Below are 26,320 nucleotides of genomic sequence, written 5' to 3' on the forward strand. Positions count from 1 at the left end.
TGCCGGCTTAGTCGCCGGATCTTCCGACAACGGCGGCTTAGCCGCAGCAGGCGCTTTGTGCCGTTGACGGGCCACAGCAGGCAGATGACTTGCGGTTTTCTTCTTTCAGCCATCGGTCGCGGGGTTTGCAGCTTGCCGGACGCGGCGTCAGCTCGACATGCAGAGCACCGCCCTGCACGGTCGGCATCGAGGCACAATAAAGCTGCATCGGCCGGATGCCGTCGCTGACTTCGAAGGTCAGCTTGGCAGAACCATCGAGCAGTACGTGCTCCGACACCTTGCGAATGATCGCCGCAAACTTGCCGGCCGCCATGTGCGTACGATTTTCCTCGTCGACATCCCAAAGCTGCACGAAGATTTCCGACCAGGCTTCGGGGTTGGCACCGCAGTCAAGCGCGGCGAACTGCCCGGCCTTGACCTCAGTTACATGGTAACCGGATTTCACCGGTCGGCCGTCATAGGAGAAGATCAGCGGCAGTTCACGGACGCCGTCGATCGTCTCAAGGAGGTGACCCAGGCTGATGTCGGTCTCGAGAAGGGGCTTGTCGATCGCATTCATTTCGGCTACTCCTGTTTCAATATTTCAAGGATTGTAGAAATATGGAAGAACGTCAAGCCCTCATGTCATTTGCGGCACTGTCGCAGGAAACCCGGCTGCACATCGTCCGCATGCTTGTCGTCGCCGGGCCGAATGGGATGCCTGCCGGCGCCGTCGCTGAGAAGGCGGAGGTTTCCGCCTCCAACGTCTCGTTCCATCTGAAGGAACTGGAGCGAGCAGGACTTATCAACCAACAGCGGGAATCCCGCTCGATCATCTACACCGCCAACTACGAAGGCCTCGGCGCGCTCATCCGCTTCTTGATGGAAGACTGCTGCGGCGGCCATCCCGAGATCTGCGCGCCGGTCGCCGAAGTCGCCGCTTGCTGCGCCCCAGCTCCGAAAGAAAACCTGCTATGACCGCCGATCGCGTTTATAACGTCCTTTTCCTCTGCACGGGCAATTCCGCCCGCTCGATCCTGGCCGAATCCATCCTCAACCGCGAAGGCAAGGGTCGCTTCAACGCCTACTCGGCGGGAAGCCGGCCCAAAGGTGAAGTCCACCCGTTGGCGCTGGATACGCTGCGCGCCCTTGGCTACGAAAGCACCGGGTTCAGTTCGAAGAGCTGGGACGAGTTTGCCGAAGCCGGCGCGCCGCAGATGGATTTCATCTTCACCGTCTGCGACAACGCCGCGGGCGAGGCATGCCCCGTGTGGATCGGCCACCCGATGACGGCGCACTGGGGTATCGAGGATCCGGCGGCCGTCGAAGGTACGCTGATCGAGAAAGGCCAGGCCTTCTCACAAGCCGCGCGTTTCCTCAAGAACCGCATTGTCGCATTCGTGAGCCTTCCGCTCGCATCAATTGACAAGCTGGCGCTTGAAACACAGCTGCGCGCCATCGGCACGATGGAGGGCACGACCAGTAGCCGGGGCGACGTCGCATGAGCTGGGAGCTGGATCGAAGACCGGTGAGCGGCGCAGATGAGGATCTGCGGACGGCCCTGCAGGCTGCCAAACTTCCAATCGATGACCTCGACGAAGACGGCCGCAGCTTCTTCCGGTTCACGGATCGGAACGCGACCGTCGGCTATGGGGGCCTGGAAGACTACGGCAGCTGCGCGCTCCTGCGTTCGCTGGTGGTCCTGCCACAGCAGCGCGGGCACGGTTATGGCGAAGCCATCACCCGGCAGTTGCTTACCCAGGCTGCGCGTGGCGGTGCCAACACGGTCTATTTGCTGACGGATTCGGCAACCTCGTTTTTCGAGCGCTTCGGTTTCGCCAAGGTGGATCGTGCGACGGCTCCTGCGGCGATCCTGCAAACCCGCCAGGCTGCAAGCCTGTGCCCGGCTTCGGCGGCGCTGCTGGCCAAGATAGTCCAAGGGTAAAATCCATGTCTAGTTTTGAACGTTACCTCACGATCTGGGTCTTCCTGTGCATTGTCGTCGGCGTCGCTCTCGGTCATGTCCTGCCCAGCGTCTTCCAGGCGATCGGCGCAGCCGAAGTCGCCAAGGTCAATCTGCCGGTCGCAGTGCTGATCTGGCTGATGATCATTCCAATGCTGCTGAAAGTCGACTTTGCGTCACTGAGCCAGGTCGGGCGCCATTGGCGCGGGATCGGCGTCACGCTCTTCATCAACTGGGCCGTCAAGCCGTTCTCGATGGCGCTGCTCGGCTGGCTGTTCGTCGGCTATCTGTTTCGGCCTTACCTGCCGGCTGACCAGATCGATAGCTACATTGCCGGGCTGATCATTCTTGCGGCCGCGCCGTGCACCGCGATGGTCTTCGTGTGGTCGAACCTGACCAAAGGCGAGCCGCACTTCACGCTCTCTCAGGTGGCGCTGAACGACACCATCATGGTCGTTGCCTTCGCACCGATCGTTGGCCTGTTGCTCGGTCTCTCCGCCATTACGGTGCCGTGGGACACGCTGATCCTGTCGGTCCTGCTCTACATCGTCCTGCCGGTGATCGTCGCGCAGATGCTGCGCCGTCTGACCGACGCCGACCGTCTCGGCGCCAAGCTGCAGCCGGTGTCCCTTTTGGCACTTCTCGCAACCCTGGTTCTGCTGTTCGGCTTCCAGGGCGAACAGATCATCGCACAGCCGGCGGTCATTGCGCTGCTGGCCGTGCCGATTCTGATCCAGGTCTACTTCAATTCGGGCCTCGCCTACCTGCTCAACCGCATGAGCGGGGAGGAGCACTGTGTCGCCGGGCCTTCGGCGCTGATCGGCGCCTCCAACTTTTTCGAACTGGCGGTGGCTGCGGCCATCAGCCTGTTCGGCTTCAACTCCGGGGCGGCGGTTGCCACCGTTGTCGGCGTCCTCATCGAAGTGCCGGTGATGCTGTCGGTCGTCTGGATCGTCAACCGCAGCAAGGGCTGGTATGAGCGCGGCGGCGCCGTCCAGACCAGCGCCACCACCATCAAAAGGGTCTAACATCATGGACGTCACAATTTATCACAACCCCGACTGCGGCACGTCGCGCAACACGCTTGAGATGATCCGCAATGCCGGCATTCAGCCCACAGTCATCGAGTATGTGAAGGCACCGCCCAGCCGCGACCAGCTCGTCAGAATGATTGCGGATGCCGGCCTTACCGTGCGTGAGGCGATCCGCGAGAAGGGCACGCCTTATGCGGAACTTGGCCTCGATGATCCGAAGCTGACCGACGATCAGCTGCTTGATGCCATGCTTGAAAACCCGATCCTGATCAACCGGCCTTTCGTGATCACACCCATCGGCACACGGCTGTCGCGTCCTTCCGAACTGGTGCTCGACATTCTGCCGGCCACCCACAAGGGGGCGTTCACCAAGGAAGATGGCGAGCAAGTTCTCGATGCCGAGGGCAGGCGCATTGTCTGACTTGCCTGGCGCATCCCTCGATCATCTGCGCCAGCCGAATCTCGACGCATTGCGTCCGGCGTTTTCTAGCCACAAGCCGCGCATTCTGATCCTCTACGGCTCGCTGCGGGCTGTATCATATAGCCGCCTGCTGGCTCATGAAGCCGCCCGGCTACTGAAGCATTTCGGGTGCGAAGTGAAGATTTTCGATCCCGCTGGCCTGCCACTTCCAGACGCGGAACCGGTCAACCATCCCAAAGTACAGGAATTGCGTGATCTCTCTGCCTGGTCGGAAGGCCAGGTCTGGGTCAGTCCGGAACGGCACGGCGCCATGACGGGCATCATGAAGGCACAGATCGACTGGATCCCGCTTTCGGTCGGATCGGTGCGGCCGACCCAGGGCAAGACGCTGGCGGTGATGCAGGTGTCGGGCGGCTCGCAGTCGTTCAACGCGATCAACCAGCTTCGTGTCCTCGGCCGTTGGATGCGCATGATTACCATCCCCAATCAGTCCTCGGTGGCGAAAGCCTTTCAGGAATTCGATACGGACGGCCGCATGAAGCCCTCGTCATATTACGATCGCGTCGTGGACGTCTGCGAGGAGCTGGTGAAATTCACCCTGCTGACCCGGGACGCCTCTGCCTATCTCACGGATCGCTACAGCGAGCGCAAGGAAGAAGCGGAAAAGCTGGAGCAGCGCACGAGACTGAAATCCATATGAGCGGGCGGATCCCAGTCACTGCCATCGTTGCCCTCGGCATCACGCAAAATATCGGCTACGGCACGCTCTACTACAGCTTCAGTATTCTGGCGCCTGATATGGCGACCCATTTCGCGTGGTCGACCGAATGGATCTTCGGCGCCCTCTCGGTCGCGCTGCTGATCGGCGGGCTGACGGCGCCGTGGCTTGGCGGCCTTTTTGATCGCATTGGTGCCGGGCGGGTGATGACCATAGGCTCGGCCGTCGCCGCCGCAGCCTTGCTCGCCTGCGCCTACGCGCCGGGGAGAACGTCCTTTGTCGCCGCCCTGATCGCGATCGAGGTCGCAGCCAATCTGGTGCAGTACGGCGCGGCGTTCGCGTTTCTCGTGCAGCTCCGGCCGGAAGTGGCATCGCGCAGCATCGCCTACCTCACGCTGATTGCGGGGTTCGCCTCGACAATGTTCTGGCCGATCACGGCAGTGCTGCAGGCGCAGATGTCCTGGCAGAATGTGTATGTGATATTTGCCGCCCTCAACCTGTTCATCTGCCTGCCGATCCATGCGTGGCTTTCTCACGGCGCAGCAGTGCAACGGAAAACAGCAAAAATTGCCCCGCCGCGCGTCGAGGGTATCCTGCCATCAGAGCGTCGTCGCCTGGGGTTCCTGTTGATGGTAGCGGGGTTCTCGCTGATGTCGCTTTCCAGCTCGGCGGTGCTGGTTCATATGGTGCCACTGCTGTCTGGCCTCGGCCTCGGCACCACGGCTGCCTTGGTCGGGACGCTGTTCGGGCCCTCCCAGGTCGCCAGCCGTCTCATCAACATGATCTTCGGCAAGAATCTTGCGGCGCTGCATCTGGCCTTGTTCGCGGCTCTTCTAATACCCGGCGGCATGCTAATCCTGCTGCTTCTGGCACCGTCCGTGCCGGGCGCCATGATATTCGCGATGATCTTTGGCATGGGTAACGGCTTGCTGAGCATCGTCACCGGTACGCTGCCGTTGCATTTGTTCGGCAGTGACGGCTATGGCAAGCGGCAGGGTCAGATGATGGCGGCCCGCTTGATCCTGTCCGCGATTGCGCCGTTCGTCCTGGCGCTGGCAATGGCTCAGATCGGCATTCCGGCATCGCTGGCTATCTGTGCAACGCTAAGCTGCCTGGCGATCGTCATGTTCGGATTGATCCTGGTCATGCAGCGGACAGGCCGCACTGCCGTCAGCGCAGGATGAAATCTCCAGTCCCGCTCGGACGACCTCATCGGCAAATCAATCGGACTTGGTCGAGCATGGGCACCGAGGTCGGCGCGCTCCACCGCTGTGGCGTGCATGTTAAAGCATGTCGCGTAAAAGTGTGCGATAGGAAGCGTATCTGAAAGATCGTGACGCGCTTTAGTGCAGCCGGCAGGACCGTGCTCATCGCCGCGCCGGCGGTTTCACGGCCGCCCGCCGCTGCAGCGCAAAGCGCGCCGCCGGGCAGTTGATGTCGGGAACCAGATCGTAGGTCTGCTGGTACAGGCTCAGCGCCAGCGTCTTGTTGCCGCGGCTTTCCGAGGCGAGCGCGGCAAGTGCGGTGCGTTTGTACGCCTCGATGATCGGTTCGGCAGCCTTTGCCAGTGCCGCGTCGTCCGATGGCTCGGCTGCCAGCGAAAGCGCGGCATAGGTGGCGTCGCCATCGCGGCCGACGCGGCCGCCGACGGCGCCGTTGAAGCTTGCTTCGGAGACCTGGCGCATGCGCCGCGCATTCTTGATGCAGGTCGGGATGCGGGCGGCTTCGGCGTTGATGCGCTCGGCCGTCGGCCCACCCTCGGTGCTGCCGCTGTCCGACAGGATGACGTAGCCGATGACGCCGACAATGGCGAGATAGGCGAGACCCATGCCGGCGAGGAAGGCCGGCTGCTTGAAGAGCGGCTTCTTCGGCTTGTCGTCACCAGTCTTGGCCGCCTCCTTCTTCGGCGCCTCCTTGGCGGGCGCCTTCTCCAGAAACTGGAATTCGACATCCTTGCCGAGACGAAAGCTGTCGCCGGATTTCAGCGAGGCCGTCTGCAGCAGCGCCTCGCCGCGCAGCATGATCGGGTTCAGCCCCATGCGGCGGATGATGAAGCCGCCGTCGGTCTGCTTTTCGATGCGCGCATGGATAGGCGCCAAGAAGGGATCGTCGACGACGATATCGGCGTTCGAAGCCCGGCCGATCGACATTTCGGGCCGGTCGAGCGCATGGCTGCGGCTCTGGCCGCCGGGGCCGGTCTGCAGCAGGCTTGGTTTGTTTCCGCGGAAGAAGGAAAAGGCCATGATCAAAACATCCCACTCGACATCATCTCGACAATTGCCGGCGCCAGCACCAGAAGCAGGATCGACACGACGATCATCATCGCCGGCATGACGATCTTGGCTTTCAGCTTTTCACTGGCCCTGTCGGCTTTTTCCCAGCGGCGGAAACGAAGGTCGCGCGCGTGTTCGCGCAGCAGCTCGACACGGTTGCTGCCCTCGACCTCGCCCTGGATCACCGCGCGGATGACGCGGACGACCTCCTCGGCGGTCATCCTTCGCTCCAGGCGCTGCAGCGCCTCGACCATGCCGGTGCCGAGCGCCACGTCCTTCAGCGTCTGGTCGATCTCTTCGCTCATCACCGTGCCGGGTGCAGCCTCGGCATAAAGCCTCAGGCTTTCCGGCAGGGTCGCCTGCGCCTGCTGGGTCATGACGACGAGATCGAGGAAATAGGGAAATTCGCGCGAAATGCGCTCCTTGCGGTCCTGCATCTTGTCGTCGGCGACTACCCAGAAATAGATGGCGGGGATCAGCCCGAGGATCAGCCCGGCGACCAGCCCGCCGATGATGCTGCCGCTGGCAATGCCGAACAGCACCCCGAGCAGGATGAAGCCGAAGAGGCTCATGACGACGAGCAGCGCGATATATTCCCGCCCGGTGACGCCGCCGAAGGGCCGGCCGCCATAGATCAGCTTCTGCTCCAGCTGGGCGCCGTAGTCGGCCAGCCACGGCTCGAAATGCAGCAGCACGAATTCGACCGGCGTGCGCATGCCGACGCTGTCGACGATATTGGGCGGCGGGCCGTCGCCGCCGCGGGAGCGGCGCACCACCTGGATGCTACCGAGCAGATCGCCGATCCACCAGACGAAGAGGGCGGCGGCGATGCCGGCAAAGACGATGGCAAGGGGGCCAAGAGGGATCGCCGACATCAGACCGACACCTTCATCATCGAGCGCATCCAGAAGAAACCGGTGGCATAGAGAATGGCGCCGACGATGGCGATGACGATGCCGATGGCGTTGCCGAACACCTTGTCGATCAGCTCCGGCTGGCCGAAGAAGATCATCAGGATCATGAACAGCGCGCCGCCGTTGACGACGCGGAAGTTCATGCGCGCCTGCGACGACGAGGTGGTGATCTTCTGATCGAGCTTCCAGATCTCCTTGAAGGATTTCGACATCTCGGTCAGCGGCTCGGAAATATCGCCGCCCTGGCGGGCAAAGAGGCCGAGGGCCGCATCGACCATCTTGAAGTGCAGGCTCGGCACGGTGCGGCCGTGGCGGTCGAGCGCCTCGACCAGGCCGATGCCGAGCTTCTGTTCGCGGGCGATGCGCTCGAACTCGCGCGAGGCCGGCATCTGGCCGGTGTCGGCCACCGCATTGACGGCGACGGCGAGCGGCTTGCCGGTGCGCACCGCCGAGACGATCTGGTCGACGGCATAGGGAAGCTGCGATTCGATCTGCAGCCAGCGCCGCTGCAGGAAATAGCGGATGACCGCCTTCGGCAGGAAGAAGGCGACGGGAATGGCGATGACGATGCCGAAGATCGGCCCGAAGATCAGCGAGATCAACAGGAAGACGACGATTGCCGTGATGCCGTAGGCGAGGATCATCGTATAGGGCGGCACGGCATCGCGGCCAAAGACCTGCGCCGCCTCGCTGGCGAGCGCGATATCGCGTTCGGTGGCGCGCAAAAGCGGTGCGGGCCAGCGCACCGGCGCGCCCCAGACGAGCAACCCCGCCGTCACCGCCCCGAGGGCGACCGTAAAAATCTGCAGAATGCTGATATCCATGGCTTTTCTCTCAGACGAACATATCGAGTTTTTCGATTTCACCGTCTTCGCCGAACTCGACGAGTTCGGCGACGAAGCTCGGCAGATAGCCGGTGAAGGCATGCACCGCCTGGCCGCCGGCGCGGCCGACGAGATGGAAGATCGGCTCGACGATGACGAGGCCGGTATCCGGATCGATGCCGATCACCTCGGATATTTCGGTCACCGCGCGCCGCCCGCTTTCCAGGCGGTTCAGCTGCACGACGAGCTCGACGGCGGCGACGATCTGCTGGCGGATCGCCATCACCGGCAGCGAGCTCTGGCCCTGCAGCACCATCACCTCCAGGCGGGTCATCATGTCCTGCGGCGTATTGGCATGCGCCGTCGTCATCGAGCCGGCATGGCCGGTGTTCATCGCCTGCAGCATGTCGATCGCCTCGGCGCCGCGGCACTCGCCGACGATGATGCGGTCGGGGCGCATGCGCAGCGCGTTGCGCACCAGATCGCGGATGGTGACGCTGGTTTCGGACTCTGCCGTTTTCGGCCGCGATTGCAGATAGACCACATGGATGCCGTCGAGCTGCAGTTCCGACGTATCCTCGACCGCAACGACGCGCTCGCCGATCGGGATGAACTGCGACAGGCTGTTCAAGAGCGTCGTCTTGCCGGAGCCGGTGCCGCCGGAAACGACGATGTTCTTGCGGGCCCGCACCGCCGCCTCGAGGAAGGCGCGCATCGGCTCGCTGAGCGCGCCGGCCGTCACCAGCTTGGAGATGTCGAGCCGAGATTTGCCGCCAAATTTGCGGATGGTCAGGCAAGCGCCCTTGACCGCCAGCGGCGGAATGACGGCGTTGACGCGCGAACCGTCGGGCATGCGGAAGTCGGCCATCGCCTCGCTCTCGTTGATCGAGCGGTTGGAATCGACGGCGATGCGCTCGATCACCTTCATCAGCTGCCGCTCATTGGCGAAGGCGAAGGGATAGCGTTCCAGCAGGCCGAATTTTTCGACATAGATCTCGTCGTAGCGCGTCACCATGATTTCCGAGATGACGTCGAGATCCATCAGCTCCGAGATCGTGCCCCAGCGATACATCAACTCCTCGATGTTGGAGCGCAGGTGCATATGGGCGATCTCGTAGCGGTCGCCGGCATTGAACAGCGCCTGGCGGGACTGGAAGGCGGCGCTGAAGCGCGTGTCGAGCTGGGCGAAGTCGGCGCGGGTGGATTCGAAGTTCAGCTTCAGCTGCAGTGCCGAAATCAGCGCCTTGCCGACATCGAACAGGCGGCGGTTGTCCTGCTCCTCGCGCGACAGGCTGGCGGCCGTCGACGAGGCATCGCGCCGCCCGGTGCGGGCAATGCGTTTTGCCAGCCAGCGGTAGACAGCGTTCTTGATGACCAGGATGACCAGATCCTGCGGGGCGGCGTCGAGGGCCTCCTTGATGAACATGTCGAGCCGTTCGCGGATGCGGTTGCGCGTGTCCTCGCGGCCGAAATCGGAGGATTTGACCAGACGGTCATATTGCGTGTCTTTTAGCAGTCGCTCATGTATCTCCATCTGCAGCGCCAGCACCCGCTCCTGGTCCGGAAACTGCGTCACCGCCTCGGCCGCCGCGGCCGGTTCGACCAGTTCGATCGTGACGTTCGGCACCCAGATCGACATGCCGGCCGAGACCGCAACCGGCGTACCGGCCCGCAGCGGCTGATCGTCGACCCGCGTCGGGTTGCGGCCATGATGCTGCACCGACCAGCCCTGGCCGGATTTGCGCAGCACGAATTGCGGCGAGGAGACGTGGCTGCCGCGCAGCCGCACAACCCCGGCGCCAGCCGGCAGCGTCAGCGTACTGCTTTCGCCGACGAAATAGGTCTCGTTTGCCGAGAGCGGGATCACCTCCCGGCCGCTGCCGTCCTCATAGGAAATCTTCAACAGCATGGCTTATTCCCCCGCAACGCTCACATACGCGTCCAGTTGATGCTCGGCAGTTCCTCGACGGTATTGTCGGCCGGATTGCGCAGCACGAGGTTCAGGCTGCCGTTCGACTGGCCCATGGCAAAAATCAGCATCTCCGCTTCCGCCGGCGTCACTTCGACGGTGACGTTGTTATAGGTGCTGTTGGCCTTGGTGACCGCGCCTTCCGCCGTCGTCGCGGCGCCGACGGCCAGCACTTTGACATTCTGCAGGAAGGTGCGGGTGACGACGCGGGTGCGCGAACTGATGCCGAGCTTATAATCCTGCGCCTGCTTGCGGTAGGCGTTGACATCATTCTCGTCGGCGCCCGGATATTGGGTGAGGTAATTCTTCAGCATCTGCTCGACCGGCGAGTGCGGCTGGGCCGGAGCCTGCGGCTGCCCGGTTGCAACAGGCGCCTGTCCGGGAACGGCCGGAGCCTGGCCGGGGGTTCCCGGTTGGGTCGCGGCGGCCGGTGCGACAGGTTCGACCGGCTCATCGACCGTGCCGAGAATATCGACATAGCTGCCCGGCTCGACGAAATGGCCGACGGCCGCGGCCGCGTTGACGGGAAGGGTGAGCGCCCGTTTGCCGGGCGCAATCATCGTCGTCAGGCGTCCGCCGTCATTATCGTCGAAGTACTGGAAAAGCAGCACCGAGCCGGCCGGAATGTCGGCGGCGGCCGTCCTGTCCTTCAGCCATTCCTGGTAAGCGCTGGCAGCAGGAACGGCAAGCTTGGCAAGCGCCCCGAAACTTTCCGGCAGCATGACCGGTTCGGCGAGCATGTCAGGCGTGATCGCCTGACCTCGCGTCACCTTCCGGTCCGGCTGGAGCCGCATGAAGGCATAGGCAACCTGCTCATTCTTGACGCTCTCGGTCCAGAAGTAGAGCAGAACGCCGGTGATGAGCCCGACGATGACGGCCGCGATGAGCTTCCAGTTCATGGTGTTGTTCCTTCGACGAAGGGTTGCCTGATTTGAATGACCTCGACGGTCCGGCCGTCGCTCTTGCTGCTGGTGTAGAGAACATTGGCCTCGACGCTGCCGCGCCGGCCGTAAAGGGCAGTGACCCCGCCGCGCTGAGCCGGCGGCGCCTCGATGGTGAAGCCGTCACGGGTGAGAAGCTCGGCGCGCGCATCGGCCCAGCGCACCGCAGACAGCGAGCCTTTCGAGACGACCGTGCGCGACGTATGGCCCTTGTCGCGGTCGCCGATATCGCTCAGCACCTCGACGCCGGCCGGCGGACGCAGCGACGGCGGCAGCTTGCCGGCATCGGCGGGTGCTGCAAAGGCCGGCAGCGACGACGCCACGTCCTCGAAGCGGGTCATCAGCACCTCGGTCACCGGCGCACCGGTGGGGCGGCGGATCATAATCGACACGCCGGGGATCGGCGCCCTTGCCGAAGGATTGGCCGGGTCCTGCCGTCGGAGATAATCGAGCGCTGCCTCACCGTCGCCATCGAAGAAGCGGACCACCACGGCGAGATCGTCGCGGATGCGGCTGGTTTTCGGGACGATGAGCATATTGGCGGCGATGACGGCCGTCAGCTCTTCCCTGTCGTTGCTTTTCGGCAGGGCAGGGCGGGTATTGACGGCCAGCACCCGCAGCCATTCGTCGGTGATCTCGGAAATGCTGCGATCGCTCTGGTAGGGCGTGAATTCGAGCGGTTGGCCGTTGATGACCAGATCGCGCGGCGCCCGCTCCGGCGCGCCGAGAATGCCCGCCAACGTCGAATTCAGCGTCGCCCGGAAATCCTTGTAGACCTCGGCGCGGCCCGGCGTGACCGCGACCATGGCGACAAGCCCGATACCGAAAGCGGTGGCCAACAGATGAACGGAGATGCGCGCGCCCTGTCTCATCTTATTTCGCTCCCGGAAAGACGCCGTCGAACAGATCGCCGGAATCGTCGGCCACATCGCGGATTTCCCGGCGCAGCGTCGGGTCGTAGCCGCGGCGCGTGGTGTCGTTGTTGTGCGAGGCAAAGAGCGTTGCGTCATCCACCGTGAAGGCGTCCTTCCAGCGGAGGCTCCTGATCGTGTCGAGATCGTCGGAATCCCTGAACTTGTAGACGCGGTCGGCCGTCGCGGTGACCAGCTGCGGTTTTTCATTGGCGAGGTCGCCGACCATATCGCCGAAGTCGCGGCCGTCGCTTGTCAGCGTGTTCTGGACGTCGTCCCAGACGAAGGTGCGCTGCGGCTCGCCGCCGCCTTCGTGCGAGGGCGTGCGCGAGCAGCTCATGGCGTCGCGCCCGGGCAGCGCCGGCAAGGCCGGGAGCGGGAAGACATTCGAGAAATCCGACGTGCAGTCCAGCCCGTTCGCCTCGGCGAAGGCGGCGTTGCGCATGGCCAGCATGGTGCCCACCTTCTTGGTCGAGATCCTGTTGGCATGGATCATGAAGATCACGATCAGCAGGATGACCGGTGCGGCGAGCACGAATTCGATCGAGGCCAGGCCGCGGCTGTCGCGGTGCAGCCGCATCATCAGGCCACCGGCCGGAGCGCCGCCGGTCGTCTCAATGTGTGTTGACGGCAGCCCAGGCATTGGCTCCTCCCTGGTCGAAGACGCGGGTCAGGCCGGTGAAACTATCGGCGGCCGGGCTCTGCTTGATGGTGTTCGAAACCTCGCCGGTATTGTCGGCGAGCGTGGCGGGCGCCAGCGATGCAAGCCAGTCCTGCGTATAGAGATCGAAGGCCGTGTAATTATGAACCCAGCTCTGCGCGAGCGCATAGGCGGACGGCGTCTTGTCCTTGAAGATGCGGATCTGCAGCCGGGCTCGCGGGGCACGCGAAACGATCGCCAGCGTCTGGTAGTCGTCGAGCTGCTCGCCGCCGAAGGGCGTGAAGTTGAAGGGGATACGGCCCTTCAGCCAGTAAGGCTTGGGGAAGGAGATGACCGGCAGGGCGGCACCCGCCACAGAGATCGCCCCACCGGCCGGCCCGCAGACCTGGTTCCAGATCATGTCGAACTTGCGGGTGAAATCGTTCTCGTCTTTTGTCTGTGAGTCCGAATAGCGCGGCGGCACGTCGATCGGCAGCTGGAAGGGGTTGGTGACGCCGAAGCCGACACCGAAGACCTTATCCGCCAGCCAGAAGCTGACATCGAGCGCTGCTTCTTCCAGCCAGCTGAGATCGCCGGCATATTGTTCGACGATCGCCTTGAACGGCACCTTGCTCAGATAGGCCGGGCCGAAGGCTTCGTAAAAGATGTAGAAATTCACCAGCGTGCTGTCGATGCCGCTTTCGTGGTTGACAAAGTCGCGGATATGGCTGCCGTCGACGCCGCCTGCGGTCAGCGGACCCTTGCCGTTGGGGAAGCCGCGATTGGCGAATTCGCCGCGCATCAGGAACGGGTCCTGCCCCTCCGTACCCCTGCTCATCGCAAGGCACATTTCAGCATAGGCCGCGGCAGGATTGACGCCGTCGCGATCGACCGGCAGGTTGCCGCCGGCACCTTCTCCGGCGTCGTTGCAGGATTCGCACGGCGGATGGAAGACGACATGATCCGACTTGTTCAAGCGCACCAGATGCAGGGCTTCGTTGCCGACGCGCTGCGGAAAGCTCTCGACGAGGTAGTCGTTGAGATCGTTCATGCCGTCGATGATGTCGCTGGACTTGTTGATCAGGCCCCAGGGATCATAATCGATCTGTGCTTTCACCGTATATGCGATGGCGATGGTGGCTTCCGTCGCCCGGAACCCTTGAAACGCCAGGCAAGCGCCGTAAATGATGCCGCCGACGATCGGGACCTTCTGCCAACCAGGGCAATAGGGCATCGGCGGCATCGGCGGCAGAAGGGACGCCGGGCCGAAGCCCTCGGTGAAGGAGTATTCGGCGAGTTTCGCCAGAATGGCGGTCGAGCGCAGGGCCAGTTCCGCCGTGGTCAGCTGGAAGGCGACCGAGGTCGCCATGACGACGGTGGCCTGCGAGGAGGCGACGTTGTTCATCGCCATGATGTTGAGATAGCGGGCTTCCCAATCGGCATGGACGAGCGCGGCGGCGTCGGCCGTGTCCTGGGTACGCTGCTTGTCGTAGATCATCTGTCCCGTGTTCAGGATCCAGACGATCATCAACGCGAGCGCGATCGTCATGTAGAGAATGATCGGCGACAGGAAGCCGCGTTCGTCGCGGTGCAGGCGCTTGATGAGGGTCGGTGTCATAGCAGGTTCACCTCCGCCTTCGAGATCGTGTAGTAGCGGCCGTCTTTCCTCTGGCCGCGGGCAAAGACCCAGCCGGCATATTCGAGCAGCAGGAAGCGCGCTTCGACCTTGGCGGTCACCGGCACATGCGGCGAACGGTTGATGGCGGCATAGAGCGCCATCGGCGCGCGATCGACCGTCACGGTGACGTTTTGCGGGTCGAACATGTAGCGGGCCTGGTTGCGCATCGCCCGCCAGTTCTTCGAAAGACCGGAGGCATCGGCAAGGCTTTTCAGCGCCTCTTCCGGCGGCTGGCAGGCGCCGACGCATTTCAGCTGGTCGTAGGGGGCAGCCGGGATCAGCGCCAGGCGGGCGGCAAGATCGGCTTTCCCTGGCGCGGCATCGTCATCGCAGGTCTTGACGTCAATGAAGCTCCGGATGGTGATCGGCAGGGCCGGGCAGAAATAAACGCGGGCGCTGCGGGCTGCCGCATAGGCGGCATAATGGGTGAAGAGGTGGTTTTTCGCCAGGATCGCGAACTGAAAGACCACGAACATGAAGAAGACGAAGACCGGCGTGACGAGCACGAAATCCATCATCGTCGTGCTGCCGGAGATATCGCCGTGCAGCTCCGATATGCGGCGCCGGCGGGCGGAAAGCCGCGGCAGCAGCAGCATCGAGGCAAGCAGGATCATCGCGATCGCAAAGGTGCCGAAGAGCGCGCCGTGATCCTCAGGGATCCAGAAGGTCCGCGAGTGCAGGATCGAACTCCAGAAGGCACCGTCGAAGAGGGGGCGTTCGAGTTCCGCGCGCATTGCCGTTACCTCACGAGTGAAAGAGGGGTGAAATCGGGCATGAACAGGCACCAGAAAAGTCCGAGAGCGGCGGCAACGCCGAAGCGGACGGTATGATGTGTCTCGCGCGGCTTCAGCACCGAAGCGGCATCGCGGAAACCGGCAGGCAGAAGCAAAGCGAACAGTCCGACGTTCCTAGCCAGCACGCTCCACTGAACACGCCGCGCCATTGAGAACAGGGCGATCACGCCGCCGACCATCAGCGCTGCGAGCGTCACATCGATGGCGGGCCAGAGGCCGAGAATGGCGCCGAGCGCCGCCATCAGCTTGACATCGCCGCCGCCGCAGCTGCCGGCTGCGAAGGCGATGATGAAGATCATGCCGGCCGCAATGAGGCCGGCAAAGGCAAGGCCGATCCCTGCGAGATCTCCGCCGGCTGCCGCCAGCATGAAGCCGGCAAGCAGGCAGGGATAGGTCACGGCGTTCGGGATGTGACCCTGGCGGTGATCGAGCACCGCCGCGGTCGTGGCGCAGGCGACGGCAAGAGCCGCCGCCGCAGGCATCAGGGTCAGATCATAGGTCGTATCCATGATCCCGGCCCGCTTATTGACCCGGCTCGGGAATTCTCTCGGCATCCGAGAGCGCCGTGTTCTTTTCGTTGAACCATTCGCCGATCTGTTTGCCGAATGCGAGCAGAAGCAGCATCAGCGGAATGACGATCAGGGCGACGGCGAGGACGATCTGGGCCATGTCGCCGCGCTCGTCCTGGTGAAGTGCAATTGCGAGAGTCTTGAGTTTTCCAAACATCTGCGTATTCCTCGTTCCTAGGTTTGTTTCGGATCGAAGACCTGAGAGAAGATTACCAAGCATACGGCATCGATCCGAACCAGCACGTTGCTCGTTCCAATGATATGTTCTGCTTCAGCTTTTCTTCCCCGGCGGCCAACGCTTGTTGAGCAACACCATTAAGACCCAAGAGTGCGCCCAAGGCCAGCCCTCCGTCAAGCAAACGGAACGAAGGGTTCCAATTGTCTTGGAGGCCTCTCTTGATGAAACGGAGTTGACGGCGGTAATTTTAAACTAACCGACTGAAGACGTTATAGTTTTACCCCGAAGAAGCAACTTGGCGGCGGCTTTGCCAACTGTCTCCGACTGCCCCATAATTGGTCAATTCTTTCAAGGCGATAGAATAGACGACACGGCGCACGTCCTATCGGCCGCTCGCGCGGGACGCGACCATGGCGTTGCTTGGCGATCTGGATTAAGCTTCACCGACATTATGGGCCTCGCCCTTCAGTCGTTCCGGAGAAACGAACCATGGAAACGATGAGCAGCATCCTGATACTTGCATTGGTCCTCATTCCATTGATGATGTTCTTTCCAACCGCAGTTCAAATGATGGCGACATTGTTCGGCATGAGCACGGTTCTGGTGGGGATGCCGCTCTGATGAAGGCCGTTTCCGACGACGCCGCCGAACAGGCGACCTTCCAGGTCCTGACCCGGGCGCTGGACAAGCTCTTGGGTCCGATCCGCTTCCTGCTCGACGATCCGAGCGTTTCCGAAATCCTGATCAACGGGACATCCGATATCTTCGTCGAACGGCGCGGCAAGCTCGAACGCGCCGACACGCGGTTCGCCAGCCGCGAGGATCTGGAATCGGCCGCGCGCAGCATCGCGCAATTCTCCGGCAAACGGCTGACGCCGGAGGAGCCGAGCGTCGAGGCGCGCCTGCCGGATGGTTCGCGCGTGCAGATGATCCAGCCGCCGGCTGCCCGCACCGGGCTCTGCATCTCCATCCGCCGCTTTTTGAAGGAACATCGCAGCATTCGCGATCTCGTCACCCAGGGCAGTCTGACCGAGCAGTCGCTGACGCTGCTGCAGGCGGCCGTCGGGCTGCAGAAGAACGTCATCATCTCCGGCGGCACCGGCACCGGCAAGACGACGATGCTGAACGCGCTGTCGGAAGCCTTTGCCGATCACGAGCGCATCATCGTCATCGAGGACACCTCGGAACTGCAGATCCGTAAGGAACACGTGGTCTATCTCGAAGTCACGAAGCCCGACCGTTTCGGCCGCGGCGGCGCCAGCATCCGCGACCTGTTCCGCTCGTCGCTGCGCATGCGGCCCGACCGCATCATCGTCGGCGAGTGCCGCGGCGGCGAGGCGCTCGATATGATCCAGGCGATGACCTCGGGCCATAGCGGCAGCCTGTCGACGGTGCATGCCAACACGCCCTACGACGCCCTGCACCGGCTGGAAACGCTGGCGCTGATGTCGGATATCGACATGCCGCTCCGACCGCTGCGCGCCCAGATCGCCTCTGCCGTCGACGTCGTCGTGCAAATCGCCCGTTTCAAGCGCACCGGACGACGCCGGGTGATCGAGATTTCCGAGATCAAGGGCCTCAACGAGGACGGCCAGTATATCGTCGAGAGCATCTACAAGCTCGAGGGCGACGGACATTCCAATCCCGATGGCGCACTGCTGTGGACCGGTGTCGTGCCGAGCTTTGCCGCCGATGCGGTGGAAGAGCTGCAAGGTGCAGAGCGCGCCGAATGGATGACGCCTGCCGCGCGGGAAACGGCTTGAAGCCTATTGGCAGACGTTCGGAATCTGGTGCCTTCGAGGGAAGGGAAGGCAAGCGTGTTTGCCTTCCCCGGTTGTTTACCGGCGCTTTTTACGCCAGGGCGCATTCTGCTGCCAGTCGCCGGCCATGATGCTCCCGTAGGGGATCACCTCGTCGACCACTTCGGCGAGACCGTAGTGCTCGATCTGCGCCCGCACGTTCGCAGCGCTCTTGTAGGCACTCGGCAGTTCCGACACATCGGCCGGCCCTGCGCGAGCGCAAGGAGGACATAGAGCCCAATCTCGACTTCGAGCTCAGGCGCTATCTGGAACGAGAAGGCGAAAATGTTACGTTCAACAAGGAAGCACGCGAACGCTATCTTAGTTTCGCAACTGGCCCGCAAGCAGTCTGGAGTGCCAACTTTCGCGACCTGTCGGCTTCGGTGACCCGCATGGCGACCCTCGCGCCGCATGGACGCATCACGATTGACGTCGTCGATGATGAAGTCCGACGGCTGAATGCGTTTTGGCGCGGTTCGAGTGACGACGGCAAGATGGACCTAATCATCGAAGACGTGCTGGGTGCAGAAGCTGCTACTCGCCTCGATCACTTTGACGCAGCCCAGCTTGCCGCTGTTCTTCATACCTGCCGTCAACATGCCACGGCAAGTGCTGCGGGCAGAGCCTTGTTTGCGATCACGCGACTTGAGAAAAAGAGCAGCAACGACGCCGACCGCCTGAGTAAATATCTCGCGCGCTTCAGTCTCAGATTCGAGGACATTCGGAAAGCCGGATAAAGGCTTGTGGTAACCGGTGTTTCACTCCCACGTTGCCCTGTCTGGGCTAATCTGTGATCGGCTTTCCATGGACGAGCAACGGGAGTTTCTCCATGGAGAGTACATTGGAGGTTTTCACGACCAGAAAGTCTGGGCGTGAGGTTCACCTATCGAAAACCTTCTGAAGCAAAGCACACGTTCCACTGATGCCGCTATTTAACGCATTATTGCTTCAATGTCACAGCGGAAGGAACCTCTCAGCCGAGACCTTCTCCAATCCTGCATTCACGCCAGAGCTACTGTACGCTGCAAATCTACGATGTTGCCTCATCAATCACACGCCCCATGGCATATGACGGCTGGTAACCTGGCAACACGTTGCCAGTGGGTCTGATGGAACGCATCAACGCGTCTCGGGACTTGCCTACGATTGCACCTGCTTTTCGCAAGCCAAAAACGTAAGGACCCACGTCAGCAGGCAGTGAATTGAGCGACAATCCCAACTCTTTATCGGAAAGATGGGCGACAGATGCTGCCAGTTCAGCGACCTTCCTTTCCATCGCCGCGTATTCCTTCGTCAGGAGGAGTACGATGTTGTCAAAATCGCTCCAAAACTCTTCCGGCAGATCACGACGAATCGCGGCCATATCGTCCCCTGCGGCCATTGCTTCCCAGATTGCCAATGGCGTGCAGCGTGAGATCAACGCATGGATACGACGGTACTCGGAGCCTTTGAGTTTGAGGCGCAAGCCATTTGTGAATCTAACGACAAATCCCTCGTTGTCGCGTGGGAGCGTTGCAGTATGGAGCATCATGTCCGCCATATTCCCGAACTCATGGCGTTCGGCCGCACGCCATCCCAACGCTTGGCTGGTCGTTCGAACCTCGTCGTAGGTTACTTCAAGACCTGAAGCGTGGTAGGCCGCCAACATCACCATGGCAGGCTCCGCATATCGCACGACCATTCTGTTTTCCGGATATACCGCCTCGAACAGATATGTCGTATCCGGCGACAGACCTGAGAGATCGTGGGCATCCAAGCGTGCTTGAGCCCATAGGGCCTGTTCGGAGTCGAACGCGCCTTTGGTGGCTGCGTGCCAACGGCCAGCATCATTGAACATGATTATCAGACTACCATCGAGCTTTTCGAACGCCTCAAACGGCAGATCGGGTACTTTGCCATGCCGCTCGTCGACATTGAAAAACTTCGGAAACGGCGTAGCAACGACCCGACCAGCGCCCTCGTCCACAATGAGACCGCGAGCGATCAGCGAAAACTGATCCCAACCATCCTCATATACGCACCGGGGGGTATAGATGTAGAGCTGCAAAGTACCGGTTGCGTTCTGACGGCGATGGACATGGCCGAGCCCTTGGGCTCGCTTCAAGCCAGCGATAAGGTCGGGAAACGGGATTTGGCGTGCAGGGTGTATCGGGTCGTTCATCTTTTCACAGCACCCTCTTTTATCGCCTTCAGAATTATTTTTGGCTGAATTTATCAATTGTTCAGCCGTTCCACGCCGTCAAACGCGATTTACTAACAGATTTGATTGTCCGCTCTGATGGGTGCAACGCCATTGGGTTCGGACCCAACACAGCCTTTGCCAATGATTTCGCTACTGGCGTTCGCGATCCCCGCGTTGAAGCGTGAATCCGATTCGAGATAACGGTTCGATCAATCATGCTCAAAGAATTCATCTCGCGGCATTATCTAGGCTGCCACGAAGTGTGATTGGGGCACCGCTTGCCATCTGCTCCATCGTCAGTCCCTAAAAATTTCGCCGCCATCCTCTCCGCTGTAGCGAATTCTCGTGTTGGCTCGACGGTCAACGGCTGGGTGCCACCGCGCCGGAAAGTTGAGCCTTCCAGCTATTCCCCTAATCGTCGATCTTGTGCCGGCACGGCCCTCACGCGCCTTCCTTTTCAGCGCTCGCCGCCATATGCCTGAGTTCGTCCCAGAGGCTTTCGGCGAAGCTGCGCAGAACGGTGAGTTCGAAGCTGTCATCGCCGGTGCGGACGATCTGTACGGAGATGTGACCCATCATGGTCATCGCCGAACTGCCTTCCGGGAAAACGGCGGGATCGAGATCGATGGCGGTGCCTTTTGAGAGAAGCAGCCGCGAGGAGCGGCCTGATATGCCGATGCGCACGCGTCCGTGGCTCTGGTCCATGACGACGGCTTTTCCCGCGAGTACTGCCGCAAGGGCGGCAAGGCTGGCGGGGGAAAGCGGCTCGTTGCCGGCGACGAACCATTGGCGGAAGCCGGCTTTGCGGATCGAACTATTGGTAAAGCCGGCTTTGGCCAATTCCGCGGCAAGTGCCGCCGACTCGATCGTGCCGAGCACGTGCAGGAGATGGCCTTCCGGCAGGGCCTCCAGCCGGATGCCTGCTCCGGAAATGCCACTATATACCGTTCCGGCAAGAACCGGTTTGTGCTGGGGAAGATCAGGCATGGAGCTTCTCGTTTTCGGGATCGATGAAGACAGGATGGCAGAGCACCGCATCGGTGAATTCATTGCGCAGCCCGTTCCAGACCGTCATCTTTTCGCCGATGCGCTCCGGCCCGCGCCGGACCAGCGCCAGGCCGATCGTATGGCCGAGGCTCGGCGAGAAGGCGCTCGATGTAACGTAACCCTGGTCGTTTTCGAGCGTCGCCGCAGCGCCTTCGGCAAGGATATGCGAGCCGGTGCGGAAGCCACTTGCCGGGTTGAGCGGCTTGACGCCGACAAGGCGCGGGCGCTCGGGATCCTGCAGGCCGTCACGGGCAAGCATCGCCTTGCCGATGAAATCCGGCTTGGTCGATGACACCATGCGGCCGAAACCGAGATCGCCCGGGGTGACCGTGCCGTTGATCTCGGCATGGGTGACATGGCCCTTTTCGATGCGCAGGACGCCGAGCGCTTCGGCGCCGTAGGCGCAGATGCCATGTTTTTCCCCGGCCGCCATGATGGCGTCGGCAACGCTCTCGCCGTAGCCGGCCGGCACGGCCAATTCGTAGGCGAGTTCGCCGGAGAAGGAAATCCGGAACAGCCGGCCCTCGAGACGGCCTGCGAATAGCGACACCTTGCGGGCGCTCATGAAGGGGAAGGCGGCATCGGAGATATCCTCGTCGACGATCTCGGAAAGGATGGCGCGGGACTTCGGCCCGGCAACGGCCATCTGCGCCCATTGATCGGTGGAGGAGGCGAAGCAGACGTCGAGCTCCGGCCAGATCGTCTGGGCGCAGAATTCGAGATGGGTGAGCACCCCGGCGGCAAGCGCCGTCGTCGTCGTCATGAAGAAATGCTCGTCGCTGAAGCGGCTGGTGGTGCCGTCGTCATAGATAAAGCCGTCCTCGCGCAGCATGATGCCGTAACGCGCCTTGCCGACGGCAAGCTTGGCGAAGCCGTTGCAATAGACCCGGTCGAGGAAGATCGCGGCATCCTTGCCGAAGATTTCGATCTTGCCGAGGGTCGAGACGTCGCAGAGGCCGGCATTTTTGCGGATATTCAGCACTTCGCGATCGACGCTGTCGCGCCATGTCGCCTCGCCGGCTCGCGGGAACCAGGAGGAACGATACCAGAGGCCGGTTTCAACGAAGACCGCGCCGTTCTTCTGAGCCCAGCCGTGCAGCGGCGATTTGCGCGCCGGCTGGAAATCCTTGCCGCGCGATGCCCCGGTCAGAGCGCCGAAGGAGACCGGCGTATAGAAAGGCCGGAAGGTCGTCGTTCCCACTTCGGCGGGCGAAACGCCGCGCGCCTCGGCCAGAATGCCGATAGCGTTGATGTTGGAAAGCTTGCCCTGATCGGTCGCCATGCCTGATGTCGTGTAACGCTTGGCGAGCTCGACATGGCCGTAGCCTTCTCGCACCGCGAGGCCGAGATCCTTGAGATGGACGTCGTTCTGATAATCGACGAAGGCCTTGCCCTTCGAGCCCTTGACTGACCAGAGGGGCTTTGAGCCTCGCGCCGCTTCCGAGGCGGCGGCAAAGGCCGGTTCCGCCGCCGCAAAGCCGATCGCCTTCAGGGCGGCAGCCGCCTTTGCCGCACCATCGCCAAGGCAGGCAGCGGTTTCGACAAGACCGGCAGCCGAGCCGGCAACGGCAAGGCCTTCCTGCGCAGCCGGCGGCAGAAACGCCGCGGCCTCGTCCGACCATTGCGGCTTTGCGCCGCGATGGCAGGCAAGGTGGATGACCGGACTCCAGCCGCCCGACATGGCCAGCGCATCGGCTTCGATGCGGCGGGTGCCGCTTGCGGTTTCGACGCTGACGCCGTTGAGGCGCTGGCCGCCATGGGCATCAACGATCCGGGCGCCCCTCAGCACGTCGGCGCGACCCTGCCAGGTCTTTCCCCCGTCCGCGCGGCTGTCGACGATCGCCGTGATGGCGAGGCCGGCGGCCTCAAGATCGGCGGCGGTGCGGTAACCGGCATCATTGGTGGTAAAGACCACCGTACTTCTGCCCGGCGCGACAGCCTGCCGGTTGAGATAGCTGCGCATGGCGCCCGCCATCATCACGCCCGGAATATCGTTGCCGCCGAAGACCAGCGGCCGCTCCTCGGCGCCCGTCGCCAGGATTGCCTGACGGGCGACGATGCGCCACAAGCGTTCGACCGGGCGGTCCGGATCGGGCAGCGCCACATGCTTCTGCACACGTTCGACGGCGCCGAAGACATTGTCGTCGTACCAGCCGAAGACGGTCATGCGCGGCAGGCGGCGCACATTCGCCAGCCCTTCGAGCTCGGCCAGCAGCTCAGCGGGAAGCGTGTCCGCCGGCTTGCTCTCGACAGCGCCGCTCTCGGAAAGCAGGCTGCCGCCGAGTTCGGCGCCTTCGTCGGCAAGGATGACGCGCGCTCCGGCGCGGCCGGCGGTCAGTGCTGCGGCAAGACCGGCGGGGCCGGCGCCGATCACCAGCAGATCGCAGTGCGCCCAGCATTTCTCATAAATATCGGGATCGGCCTCATAGGAAGCTCTGCCGAGGCCGGCCGCCTTGCGGATCACCGGCTCGTAGAGCTTTTCCCAGAGCAACGCCGGCCACATGAAGGTCTTGTAGTAGAAACCGGCGCTGAGGAAGGGCGAGAGCAGGCCGTTGACCGCGCCGATATCGAAGCCGAGCGAAGGCCAGCGGTTCTGGCTCTTTGCCGTCAGCCCCTCGTAGAGCTCGATCATGGTCGCGCGCGAATTCGGTTCGGTGCGCCCGCCGCTGCCTGTCGTCACCAGCGCGTTCGGTTCGGCCGCACCCGCCGTCAGGATGCCGCGCGGGCGGTGATATTTGAAGCTGCGGCCGACGAGCTGGATGCCGTTGGCAAGCAGCGCCGAGGCGAGCGTATCGCCCGGATGGCCTTCCAGCGCCTTGCCGTCGAAACTGAAACCGAGTGTCGTGGCGCGGTCGATCCGGCCGCCGGAGGAAAGACGGAAGCTCGTCATGCCGGTTCTCCGCCGAGCTTGGAAAGTGCGGCATCCCTGACGTGATGGACCTTATGGGTAATGGTATCGCGTTCGACGATCAGCCAGCGGCGGCATCCGGAGGAGTGGTGCCAATATTCGCTGTGGCGGCCACGCGGATTGTCGCGCAGATAGACATAGTCGAACCAGGCATCCGCCCCGGCATCCGGCGCCGGCCTGACAAGGCTCGCATCGCCGCGGATCGAGAATTCCTCCTTGGGCCGAGCGCCGCAATGGGGACAGGAAATCAGGCTCGCCATGTTGAGTGTCCTCAGTGCAGATTGGGCTGGGCGCCGACGCCCTTTTCGTCGATCGGATAGCCGCGGGCGAAACGGTCGAGCCGGAAGGCGCGGGCCGTCTGATGCGGCGTGTTGCGGGCGATCAGATGGGCGTAGCAGAAGCCGGAGGCGGGCGTTGCCTTGAAGCCGCCGTAGCACCAGCCGGCGTTGAGATAGAGATTGTCGATATGGGTGCGGTCGATGATCGGCGAGCCGTCCATGCTCATGTCCATCACCCCGCCCCAGGAACGGAGATAACGCACCCGCGACAGCGAAGGGATCATCGCCACGCCGGCTTCGGCGACATGTTCGACGGTCGCCAGATTGCCGCGCTGGGCATAGGAATTATAGCCGTCGATATCGCCGCCGAAAACAAGGCCGCCCTTGTCGGACTGCGAGACGTAGAAATGTCCGGCGCCGAAGGTGACGACATTGTCGATGAACGGCTTCAACCCTTCGGAGACGAAGGCCTGCAGCACATGGCTTTCGATCGGCAGACGGAGGCCCGCCATATCGGCGACGACGGTGGAATTGCCGGCCGCCGCCAGCGCCAGCTTGGCGCAGCCGATGAAGCCCCTGCTGGTCTCGACGCCGGTGACCTGACCGTTTTCGGTGCGGATGCCGGTGACCTCGCACTGGGTGATGATGTCGACGCCGCGGCTGTCGGCGCCGCGCGCATAACCCCAGGCGACCGCATCGTGGCGCACCGTGCCGCCACGCGGCTGGAACAGGGCGCCCATCACCGGGAAACGCGCATTGTCGAAATCGAGGAAGGGCAGTTTTGTGCGCACCGCCTGCCTATCGAGAAGCTCGGCATCGACACCGTGCAGCCGCATGGCGTTGCCGCGGCGCGTATAGGCATCGCGCTGCGCATCGGAATGGAAGAGGTTGAGCACGCCGCGCTGCGAGACCATGGCGTTGAAATTGAAGTCCTGCTCCAGCCCTTCCCAAAGCTTCATCGACAGCTCGTAGAAGGGATTGTTGCCGGGAAGCAAATAGTTCGAGCGGATGATCGTGGTATTCCGGCCGATATTGCCGGAGCCGAGATAGCCCTTTTCGAGCACGGCGACATTGGTGATGCCGAATTCCTTGGCGAGGTAATAGGCGGTGGCAAGGCCGTGACCGCCGCCGCCGACAATGACGATATCATAATGCGGCTTCGGCGCCGGGTCGCGCCAGGCGGGCGCCCAGCTTTTGTTGCCGCGAAGGCCGTTGAGGAAAATCGAAAGAGCGGAGTAGCGCATGGGTCAATCCGAATGGAACGACCGCATGATGCCAGAAAGGCGACGCGCGACTTGCGCAATTAGGACATGAATGGTTAGAAAAGAGACATGTCCTCATCCGATAATAGAAATGTCCAGGAGATCGGCTTCATCCTGATCCCGGGATTTGCGCTGATGTCCTATGCCTCGGCGACCGAGCCGCTCAGAGCGGCAAACCTTTTGGCCGGACGAGAGATCTATCGCCTGTCGGTCTTCTCGCCGGACGGCGCGCCGGTGCTCTCGTCCTCGGGCGTCAGCGTGCCGGCCGAACCGCTTCCGGCAAGGGGTTCCGGCCTCGGCACGGCCTTCGTCTGCGCCGGCGGCTTGCCGCGCGACTGGCGTTATCCCGGCGTGCTTGCCTGCCTGAGGCAGCTGTCGCGCGAAGGTGTCAGGATCGGCGGCATTTCGGGAGGGCCCTATCTGATGGCGGCCGCCGGACTGCTTGCCGGCCGCGATTTTACCATCCATTGGGAACATGCCGCCGCCCTTCTCGAGGCCTTCCCGGACCTCACGCCACACCAGGCGCGCTTCATGATCGACGGCAACCGCATCACCTGCGGCGGCGGCATCGCACCGCTCGACATGATGCATGTGCTGATCGCCGAGCGCATGGGACCGGACTTCGCCCGACGCGTCAGCGACTGGTATCTTCACACCGAGGTCAACGAGCCTGCCGCCCCCCAGCGCGCCTCGCTGGCCGAGCGCTACGGCGTCCATCATCCCGGGCTGCTCAGCGTTCTCGAACGCATGGAGGAGACGATCGAGATGCCGCTCGGCCGCGCCGCCATGGCACGCATCGCCGGCGTCACCACCCGCCATCTCGACCGGCTCTTCTCAGCCCATCTCGGCACCACCTTTCTCGATCAATACCATCGGATCAGGCTGCAGCATGCCCATCGCCTGCTGAAACAGAGCCCGCTTTCCGTCTCGGAGATCGCGGTCGCCACCGGCTTTTCCAATCTCAGCCATTTTTCCCGGATGTTCCGCGCCGCCTATGGCATCGCTCCGCGCGAGGCGCGGCGGGAATAGGTTTTCTTC

General features: G+C 62.6%; 25 protein-coding genes and 3 pseudogenes. 10 read left to right on the top strand and 18 right to left on the bottom strand.

The features are described from left to right. Window positions 1–37 precede the first annotated feature (37 nt). Window positions 38–559 (bottom strand): DUF6428 family protein, encoded by a 522-nt coding sequence (locus tag K6N12_RS01990; RefSeq protein WP_222148642.1) that lies wholly within the window; start codon window positions 557–559, stop codon window positions 38–40. 41 nt (window positions 560–600) lie between these two features. Here K6N12_RS01990 and K6N12_RS01995 point away from each other — a divergent pair, with 41 nt between their 5' ends. Genes K6N12_RS01995 through arsK form a run of 7 tightly spaced genes read left to right on the top strand, consistent with a single transcriptional unit; the run spans window position 601 to window position 5,299 of the window. Beyond that, complete coding sequence (locus tag K6N12_RS01995; protein ID WP_131710759.1) at window positions 601–957, top strand: ArsR/SmtB family transcription factor; 357 nt, start codon at window positions 601–603, stop codon at window positions 955–957. Then, window positions 954–1,484 (top strand): arsenate reductase ArsC, encoded by a 531-nt coding sequence (locus K6N12_RS02000; protein WP_183777808.1) that lies wholly within the window; start codon window positions 954–956, stop codon window positions 1,482–1,484. The genes K6N12_RS01995 and K6N12_RS02000 overlap by 4 nt, the downstream gene beginning before the upstream one ends. After that, the gene (gene arsN2 / locus K6N12_RS02005) at window positions 1,481–1,924 is read left to right on the top strand and encodes an arsenic resistance N-acetyltransferase ArsN2 (RefSeq protein WP_131710761.1); all 444 of its coding nucleotides are present in this window, start codon (window positions 1,481–1,483) and stop codon (window positions 1,922–1,924) included. The genes K6N12_RS02000 and arsN2 overlap by 4 nt, the downstream gene beginning before the upstream one ends. Window positions 1,925–1,929: 5 nt before the next feature. Beyond that, window positions 1,930–2,970: an ACR3 family arsenite efflux transporter gene (gene arsB, locus K6N12_RS02010; protein ID WP_222148643.1), complete on the top strand. Its 1,041-nt coding sequence runs from the start codon at window positions 1,930–1,932 to the stop codon at window positions 2,968–2,970. Window positions 2,971–2,974: 4 nt separating this feature from the next. Then, the gene (arsC, locus tag K6N12_RS02015) at window positions 2,975–3,397 is read left to right on the top strand and encodes an arsenate reductase (glutaredoxin) (RefSeq protein ID WP_097625723.1); all 423 of its coding nucleotides are present in this window, start codon (window positions 2,975–2,977) and stop codon (window positions 3,395–3,397) included. Next, a complete protein-coding gene (arsH, locus tag K6N12_RS02020) occupies window positions 3,372–4,097 on the top strand; it encodes an arsenical resistance protein ArsH (RefSeq protein ID WP_165503883.1) in 726 nt (241 codons plus the stop codon). Before arsC ends, arsH begins: the two co-directional genes overlap by 26 nt. Beyond that, window positions 4,094–5,299: an arsenite efflux MFS transporter ArsK gene (gene arsK / locus K6N12_RS02025; RefSeq protein WP_183777806.1), complete on the top strand. Its 1,206-nt coding sequence runs from the start codon at window positions 4,094–4,096 to the stop codon at window positions 5,297–5,299. Before arsH ends, arsK begins: the two co-directional genes overlap by 4 nt. Before the next feature lie 183 nt (window positions 5,300–5,482). Here the strand turns inward: arsK and K6N12_RS02030 are convergent, their stop codons facing one another. From K6N12_RS02030 to K6N12_RS02080, 11 genes are read right to left on the bottom strand one after another with little or no spacing between them, the layout of a single operon-like run. Next, a complete protein-coding gene (locus tag K6N12_RS02030; RefSeq protein ID WP_183777805.1) occupies window positions 5,483–6,358 on the bottom strand; it encodes an FHA domain-containing protein in 876 nt (291 codons plus the stop codon). 2 nt (window positions 6,359–6,360) lie between these two features. Further along, window positions 6,361–7,263 (bottom strand): type II secretion system F family protein, encoded by a 903-nt coding sequence (locus K6N12_RS02035; protein WP_183854776.1) that lies wholly within the window; start codon window positions 7,261–7,263, stop codon window positions 6,361–6,363. Next, window positions 7,263–8,126 (bottom strand): type II secretion system F family protein, encoded by an 864-nt coding sequence (locus K6N12_RS02040; RefSeq protein ID WP_049735009.1) that lies wholly within the window; start codon window positions 8,124–8,126, stop codon window positions 7,263–7,265. The genes K6N12_RS02035 and K6N12_RS02040 overlap by 1 nt, the downstream gene beginning before the upstream one ends. A 10-nt stretch (window positions 8,127–8,136) precedes the next feature. Further along, window positions 8,137–10,035: a TadA family conjugal transfer-associated ATPase gene (locus K6N12_RS02045; RefSeq protein WP_097625730.1), complete on the bottom strand. Its 1,899-nt coding sequence runs from the start codon at window positions 10,033–10,035 to the stop codon at window positions 8,137–8,139. Between the two features lie 20 nt (window positions 10,036–10,055). Next, window positions 10,056–10,994 carry a Flp pilus assembly protein CpaB gene (gene cpaB / locus K6N12_RS02050; RefSeq protein ID WP_183854778.1) on the bottom strand — a complete coding sequence of 313 codons (939 nt, stop codon included), beginning with the start codon at window positions 10,992–10,994 and terminating at the stop codon, window positions 10,056–10,058. After that, complete coding sequence (locus K6N12_RS02055) at window positions 10,991–11,908, bottom strand: hypothetical protein (protein WP_222148644.1); 918 nt, start codon at window positions 11,906–11,908, stop codon at window positions 10,991–10,993. The genes cpaB and K6N12_RS02055 overlap by 4 nt, the downstream gene beginning before the upstream one ends. A 1-nt stretch (window position 11,909) precedes the next feature. Continuing rightward, entirely contained in the window at window positions 11,910–12,590 is a 681-nt protein-coding gene (locus K6N12_RS02060) for a TadE/TadG family type IV pilus assembly protein (protein ID WP_222148645.1), read from the bottom strand. Continuing rightward, complete coding sequence (locus K6N12_RS02065) at window positions 12,562–14,205, bottom strand: TadE/TadG family type IV pilus assembly protein (protein WP_131710773.1); 1,644 nt, start codon at window positions 14,203–14,205, stop codon at window positions 12,562–12,564. The genes K6N12_RS02060 and K6N12_RS02065 overlap by 29 nt, the downstream gene beginning before the upstream one ends. Further along, a complete protein-coding gene (locus K6N12_RS02070) occupies window positions 14,202–14,999 on the bottom strand; it encodes a TadE/TadG family type IV pilus assembly protein (protein ID WP_097625735.1) in 798 nt (265 codons plus the stop codon). The genes K6N12_RS02065 and K6N12_RS02070 overlap by 4 nt, the downstream gene beginning before the upstream one ends. A 5-nt stretch (window positions 15,000–15,004) precedes the next feature. Beyond that, window positions 15,005–15,568 carry an A24 family peptidase gene (locus tag K6N12_RS02075; protein WP_222148646.1) on the bottom strand — a complete coding sequence of 188 codons (564 nt, stop codon included), beginning with the start codon at window positions 15,566–15,568 and terminating at the stop codon, window positions 15,005–15,007. 13 nt (window positions 15,569–15,581) lie between these two features. Then, on the bottom strand, window positions 15,582–15,785 hold the full coding sequence (locus K6N12_RS02080; protein ID WP_003563674.1) for a hypothetical protein: 204 nt from the start codon (window positions 15,783–15,785) through the stop codon (window positions 15,582–15,584). Window positions 15,786–16,257: 472 nt separating this feature from the next. On the opposite strand from K6N12_RS02080, the pseudogene K6N12_RS02085 reads away from it, so the two are divergent. After that, a pseudogene (locus K6N12_RS02085) lies at window positions 16,258–17,569 on the top strand (TadA family conjugal transfer-associated ATPase). A gap of 75 nt (window positions 17,570–17,644) precedes the next feature. Here K6N12_RS02085 and K6N12_RS02090 read toward each other — a convergent pair. Continuing rightward, window positions 17,645–17,818 (bottom strand): annotated as a pseudogene (locus tag K6N12_RS02090) (RtcB family protein); the annotation flags it as partial. Here K6N12_RS02090 and K6N12_RS02095 point away from each other — a divergent pair. Beyond that, a pseudogene (locus K6N12_RS02095) lies at window positions 17,809–18,342 on the top strand (AAA-type ATPase lid domain-containing protein); the annotation flags it as partial. The pseudogenes K6N12_RS02090 and K6N12_RS02095 overlap by 10 nt on opposite strands. Before the next feature lie 293 nt (window positions 18,343–18,635). Here the strand turns inward: K6N12_RS02095 and K6N12_RS02100 are convergent. From K6N12_RS02100 to K6N12_RS02120, 5 genes are all read right to left on the bottom strand, one after another. Then, window positions 18,636–19,766, bottom strand: a complete 1,131-nt coding sequence (locus tag K6N12_RS02100) for a T4 RnlA family RNA ligase (protein ID WP_222148647.1) — start codon at window positions 19,764–19,766, stop codon at window positions 18,636–18,638. Window positions 19,767–20,228: 462 nt separating this feature from the next. Then, entirely contained in the window at window positions 20,229–20,774 is a 546-nt protein-coding gene (locus K6N12_RS02105) for a sarcosine oxidase subunit gamma (protein WP_183777799.1), read from the bottom strand. Then, on the bottom strand, window positions 20,767–23,724 hold the full coding sequence (locus tag K6N12_RS02110; protein WP_222148648.1) for a sarcosine oxidase subunit alpha family protein: 2,958 nt from the start codon (window positions 23,722–23,724) through the stop codon (window positions 20,767–20,769). Before K6N12_RS02110 ends, K6N12_RS02105 begins: the two co-directional genes overlap by 8 nt. Continuing rightward, on the bottom strand, window positions 23,721–24,002 hold the full coding sequence (locus K6N12_RS02115) for a sarcosine oxidase subunit delta (RefSeq protein WP_097625742.1): 282 nt from the start codon (window positions 24,000–24,002) through the stop codon (window positions 23,721–23,723). The genes K6N12_RS02110 and K6N12_RS02115 overlap by 4 nt, the downstream gene beginning before the upstream one ends. A gap of 11 nt (window positions 24,003–24,013) precedes the next feature. Beyond that, a complete protein-coding gene (locus K6N12_RS02120; RefSeq protein ID WP_222148649.1) occupies window positions 24,014–25,264 on the bottom strand; it encodes a sarcosine oxidase subunit beta family protein in 1,251 nt (416 codons plus the stop codon). An 87-nt stretch (window positions 25,265–25,351) separates the two neighbouring features. Here K6N12_RS02120 and K6N12_RS02125 point away from each other — a divergent pair, with 87 nt between their 5' ends. Next, a complete protein-coding gene (locus K6N12_RS02125) occupies window positions 25,352–26,311 on the top strand; it encodes a GlxA family transcriptional regulator (protein WP_222148650.1) in 960 nt (319 codons plus the stop codon). Window positions 26,312–26,320: the final 9 nt, after the last annotated feature.

Source organism: Rhizobium redzepovicii (assembly GCF_019793435.1).
Classification (GTDB): Bacteria; Pseudomonadota; Alphaproteobacteria; order Rhizobiales; family Rhizobiaceae; genus Rhizobium; species Rhizobium redzepovicii.